Source organism: Megasphaera sp. DJF_B143, assembly GCF_900320625.1.
GTDB lineage: Bacteria > Bacillota > Negativicutes > Veillonellales > Megasphaeraceae > Megasphaera > Megasphaera hexanoica.
The window spans coordinates 1-5,069 of record NZ_ONTA01000067.1; the positions used below are offsets into that span (position 1 = coordinate 1).

Consider the following 5,069-nt stretch of genomic DNA (forward strand, 5'->3'; position numbering starts at 1 on the left):
GAAGCGGAACGTCTGCTGCGGGCTGCCCATATCGAAGTAGAACTTACCGCCGGCCATCACGTGTTGGCACTTGTTACCTTTGGTGATACAGAAAAAAGCATACAGACTTTACTGGAGGGCTGCCGTACGATTGCCTGTACGCATGAGACCGTGGAGCGGAAAGATACCGCTGAACCGCCACTGCCACAGCCCCGCGTCGTCATGGCGCCACGGGAAGCCTGGTATGCTGAAAAAGAAGCGATGGCCCGTCCTCTTTGTGCAGGACAAATATGTGCAGAAACGATTACCTTTTATCCGCCGGGAATCCCTGTTGTGGCGGCAGGGGAAGTATTGACCGGGGAGGTACTGGCATATATTGACCAGAAATTAAATGAGGGATATGTAACTAATGGTGCGGCAGACAGCAGTCTGGACACGATACAGGTCGTACGGAAAGGATGATATCATGCAAGGCAGGTTGATTATCATAGAAGGCGGAGACGGCAGCGGCAAGGCGACACAGACGAAATTGCTGCAGGAGCATCTCCAAAGAGAAGGACAATCGGTACGGGCCGTAAGTTTTCCCGATTATGACAGCGATTCCAGTGCCCTCGTACGCATGTACCTGCGAGGCGATTTCGGCGCTGATGCCGACGCGGTCAATCCCTATGCAGCGTCGGCCTTTTACGCTGTAGACCGCTTCGCGTCCTATCAGATGCACTGGAAATCATTTTTAGAACAGGGCGGGATCGTTCTGGCTGACCGGTATACGACGAGTAACATGCTCTATCAGATGATTAAATTCAATGATCCGGCAGATCGCCGTGCCTATCTGGATTGGCTGGAAGATTTTGAATTTGGAAAGATGGGGCTTCCCCGCCCGGACCTGGTATGTCTTCTCGATGTGCCACTCGATGTGACAGAACAGCTGATGGCGGGCAGACAAGGGAAAACCGGCGGCACTACGGGTGACATTCATGAAAAAAACGGGTCTTTTTTACATAAATGCCATGATGCCTATGATGAACTGACAGACCGATATGGCTGGCAGCGTATTGCCTGTACGGAAGACGGGCGTATGCGCAGCATAGACGATATACACGCTGACGTATACCAGGCAGTCGCGGCAGTCCTGATACCGTAAGCGGTATTTTTCTCATGGAAGGCATAGTATAGACTTTATGCTTTATTTTCCTTATAATAGAAAGGATTAGTATAGATTTTCCAACAGGAGGGCGCGGCATGAGTCAGGATTATTTTGATGCTGTTATCGGTCATGAGACGGTCAAGGCACGTCTGCGTCGTCTGATTGCCGAAGAGCGGCTGCCCCACGCCATGATTTTTGCCGGACCGGAAGGCCTTGGCAAAGCGCTGATGGCACGGGCCGTTGCAGAAACGCTCAGTGGCCGTCCGCTCCTGGCTGATTTTACCCACCTGTCCTGCGATGCCGATACGCCATTCATTGAAGATGGAGGAACCGTTTTTTATCTGGATGTCATCGGTACGATGCTCCGGGTAGATCAGTTTCGGCAGCTTCAGGAAAAGCTGATGTTACGCGCTTCCGGGAGCCGGGTCTGCATTATTAATCACGTAGAAACGATGAACAAGGAATTTGCCAACCGCATGCTCAAGACATTGGAAGAGCCGCCGGAAGGCGTGCATTTCATTCTTGTGACCAGTCAGCCCGACTTATTACTGCCGACGATTGTGTCACGCTGTGCCATCATATCCTTTGAACCGGTCGGTGATGAGGAAATGTTAGACGGGCTGGTGCGGCAATATGGAGGAACGGCAGAATCCTATCGTCAGGCTGTGTTGTGGGGCGGTGGCAATGTCGCCCGTGTCCTTGCCCTGAAAGAGGGAAAAGGCCTTGAAGCGCTGCAGCAGGCACTGTCCTTCCTGCAGGTTATGGCCCGTCACGCATGCCCTTATGCCAAGTGGCACAGTATCTCGGCGGGGTGGACGGATCAGGAATCGCAGGAGGTTTTCCGCTGGATCCAGATGCTTCTTCGCGACATGGTAGTCATGCGTTCGGGTGTACCGGCAGGACGACTCCGCCTGGGCCAGTATGCCCATGAAGTTTCAGAATTGCTGCCGGCCTGGCCGGATTCCTGTATTTTTTCACTCCAGCATGTTCTCGATGAAGCGGGAGAAGCAATCCTCCGTCACGTCAACGTGCGGCTGGTGTGGGATGCGGTGTGTATCCGGTTTATCCGGGCAAAAGGAGGAATATAGTTGATAGTTGTTGGCATTCGTTTTAAACCAGCCGGCAAGATATATTATTTTGACCCGACAGAGATCGTTCTCGCTGAAGGGGACGGGGTCATTGTCGAAACGGCCCGCGGTATGGAATACGGAACGGTGGTCATTGCCCCGCGCAGTGTCGCCGCTTCGGAAGTGGTACAGCCACTAAAACCTATTATCCGCAAAGCGACGGCGAAAGATATGCGGCAGGTGGAACGCAATAAGGAAAGAGAAAAGAAAGCGTTTACCATCTGCCTGGAAAAAATCGCCAAACATAAACTTCCCATGAAGCTTATCGATGTGGATTACACCTTCGATATGGGAAAAATCATATTCTTTTTTACCGCTGACGGGCGGATTGATTTCCGGGAACTGGTGCGCGATCTGGCATCCGTATTCCGTACGCGTATCGAGCTGCGGCAGATCGGCCTCCGCGATGAAGCCAAGATGATTGGCGGTATCGGGTATTGCGGCCGGCCGTTATGCTGTGCTTCCTTCCTGGGCGATTTCAAGCCCGTATCAATCCGTATGGCTAAAGGACAGGGCATGTCCCTCAATCCGACGAAGATATCCGGTATCTGCGGCCGCCTCATGTGCTGCCTGCGCTACGAAAATGATTTGTATACGTCAGGGGAACTCAAATGCCAGAACTGCCAGAAAAATTGTGAACAACAGAAACCACCGCAGGTCGGACAGCGGGTCATTACCGATGAAGGCCTTGGTACGGTCCTGCGCGTCCATATGAAAGACCATACGGTCAAGGTACAGCTCGAATCAGGGCACAATGTCAACGTTCCCTGGTCGGATGTAGCCGAACCAGATCATGAAAGTTAGTCTGGGACCTCACGAACGGCTCGATGACCTGGTCCTGGACGGGATGAAAATTATCCAGCGCGATGATCAGTTCTGCTTTTCTCTCGATACGGTGCTGCTGGCTCATTTTGGTACGGTACCCCGGGGGAAAGTCCTGGACCTGGGTACAGGGACGGCGGCAATCCCGCTTATTCTGAGCGCCCGCGGTGCTGTTTCCGTGACCGGTGCCGAACTCAATCCGGTCATGGCGGATATTGCCCGGCGGAATGTGATACTCAATGGCCGTGAGCCGGTCATTACCATAGTGGAAGGAGATTACCGTACTATCCGGCAGTGGTCGGACAGCGGAGCGTTTGCAGCAGTATATGCTAATCCGCCGTATCGGGAAAAAAGCCGTGGCGCGTACAGTGATGCCGAAGGAATCCGGCGGGCGCGTCACGAAGAAACGGCTACACTGGATGATGTGCTCGATGCGGCCTCCTTTGCGCTCAAGTTCCATGGACGCTTCCGTATGGTGCATATAACGGAACGCCTGACAGATATCCTGACGGCGATGCGCATCCATGCCATTGAACCCAAAGTGGTACAGATGGTTCATGGAAGGGCAGATAAGAAGGCCAAACTGTTCCTCGTAGAAGGAATACGGGGTGGCAGCAAGGGTGTAGATGTCCTGCCGCCGCTTATCGTACATCATGCCGATGGGACCTATACGGAAGACGTTTTGAAATTATATGGAAAATTGTAATATTTGGTATATTATCGTATATAATACGAACAGGGCTGAAGGAGGTCATGATGGCTGAACAATTTCAAAAAGGCACATTGTATCTGTGTGCTACGCCCATTGGCAATATGGAAGATATCACCTACCGGGCCGTGCGATGCCTCAGGGAAGCCGATTTGATCGCCGCAGAAGATACACGCCATACGAGACTTCTCCTTTCGGCCTACGATATAGGGACGCCGACGACGAGTTACCATGAACATAACAAGGCGGAAAAAGGGCCGCAGCTTATTGAAAAACTCAAAGAAGGCTGTATGCTTGCATTGGTGAGCGATGCAGGCATGCCGGCTATCTGTGATCCCGGCAGTGACCTCGTACAGATGGCCATTGCCGAGCATATCCCCGTCGTACCGCTTCCCGGAGCCAATGCGGGTCTTACGGGGCTCATTGCATCGGGCATGGATACGACGCGGTTTACGTTTGTAGGGTTTCTTCCAAAGACAAAGAAACACCGCCGCCCCGTACTGGAAAGTATCAAAGACTATACGGGCACATTGATTTTTTATGAAGCGCCGCACCGCATCCTTGCTGTGCTGGCAGAAATAGAAGAAGCGTTGGGAGACCGCAAAGCAGTGCTTTGCCGGGAACTGACCAAACGCTATGAGGAATATCTGCGGGGACCGTTGTCCCAGCTCCGGACGGAACTGGAACAGGAAGGGGTCCGCGGTGAATTTGTGATCCTCGTCGCCGGTGCCGTTCCGCAAGAAGACGGCCCTTCCGACGATGATTATGCATCCCTTGTCCGGGAACTGATGGATAAGGGAACAGATAAAAAGCAGGCTATCCGGACCGTAGCCCAGCGCTGTGGTGTCAGCCGCCGTGTGGTATATCAGGCGGTGCTTGCTTCAGAGGGCAGCTCAGCCCCTTAAGAAACGCTGGTTCATCAGCAGCGTTTCCCGTACAAAAGGCCGGCTCATTTGCCGGCAGAGGAGGAATTTCCATGACAGACAAGAAGAAGTATTTTATTACCACCCCGATTTATTATCCGAGTGCCAAACTGCATATCGGTCACACGTACTGCACGACTATTGCCGACACACTGGCCCGGTTCCATCGTCCCCGCGGCGATGACGTCTTTTTTACTACCGGATCTGATGAACATGGTCAGACAATCCAGCGTGCCGCTGAAAGCAAGGGAATGCAGCCTAAGGAATATGTTGACGGCATCGTGGCTCTTTTCAAAGAACTCTGGAAGGAACTGAACATTTCCCATGACCGCTTTATCCGTACGACTGATGCCGATCATGTC

Annotated in this window: 6 protein-coding genes and 1 pseudogene; all 7 read left to right on the top strand. The window is 52.7% G+C overall.

Annotated features, from left to right (window positions below; genetic code table 11):
* Nucleotides 1-441, top strand: a pseudogene (locus DBO31_RS01905) (decarboxylase); the annotation flags it as partial.
* Nucleotides 442-445: 4 nt separating this feature from the next.
* Complete coding sequence (locus DBO31_RS01910) at nucleotides 446-1,123, top strand: thymidylate kinase (RefSeq protein WP_113855286.1); 678 nt, start codon at nucleotides 446-448, stop codon at nucleotides 1,121-1,123.
* A gap of 98 nt (nucleotides 1,124-1,221) precedes the next feature.
* Nucleotides 1,222-2,214 (top strand): AAA family ATPase, encoded by a 993-nt coding sequence (locus tag DBO31_RS01915; protein ID WP_150824306.1) that lies wholly within the window; start codon nucleotides 1,222-1,224, stop codon nucleotides 2,212-2,214.
* Nucleotides 2,215-3,057, top strand: a complete 843-nt coding sequence (locus DBO31_RS01920; RefSeq protein ID WP_059077111.1) for a stage 0 sporulation family protein — start codon at nucleotides 2,215-2,217, stop codon at nucleotides 3,055-3,057.
* Nucleotides 3,047-3,781, top strand: a complete 735-nt coding sequence (locus DBO31_RS01925; RefSeq protein WP_059077110.1) for a tRNA1(Val) (adenine(37)-N6)-methyltransferase — start codon at nucleotides 3,047-3,049, stop codon at nucleotides 3,779-3,781. The genes DBO31_RS01920 and DBO31_RS01925 overlap by 11 nt, the downstream gene beginning before the upstream one ends.
* A 50-nt stretch (nucleotides 3,782-3,831) precedes the next feature.
* Complete coding sequence (gene rsmI, locus DBO31_RS01930) at nucleotides 3,832-4,689, top strand: 16S rRNA (cytidine(1402)-2'-O)-methyltransferase (protein ID WP_075581811.1); 858 nt, start codon at nucleotides 3,832-3,834, stop codon at nucleotides 4,687-4,689.
* 71 nt (nucleotides 4,690-4,760) lie between these two features.
* Nucleotides 4,761-5,069: class I tRNA ligase family protein (locus DBO31_RS01935; protein ID WP_150824307.1), on the top strand; the 309-nt coding region annotated here is incomplete at its 3' end.

Excerpts from the sequence above, each read along its gene's own strand:
- DBO31_RS01910 (WP_113855286.1), top strand. The coding sequence starts at position 446 with ATGCAAGGCAGGTTGATTATCATAGAAGGCGGAGACGGCAGCGGCAAG.
- DBO31_RS01915 (WP_150824306.1), top strand. The coding sequence starts at position 1,222 with ATGAGTCAGGATTATTTTGATGCTGTTATCGGTCATGAGACGGTCAAG.
- DBO31_RS01925 (WP_059077110.1), top strand. The coding sequence starts at position 3,047 with ATGAAAGTTAGTCTGGGACCTCACGAACGGCTCGATGACCTGGTCCTG.
- rsmI (WP_075581811.1), top strand. The coding sequence starts at position 3,832 with ATGGCTGAACAATTTCAAAAAGGCACATTGTATCTGTGTGCTACGCCC.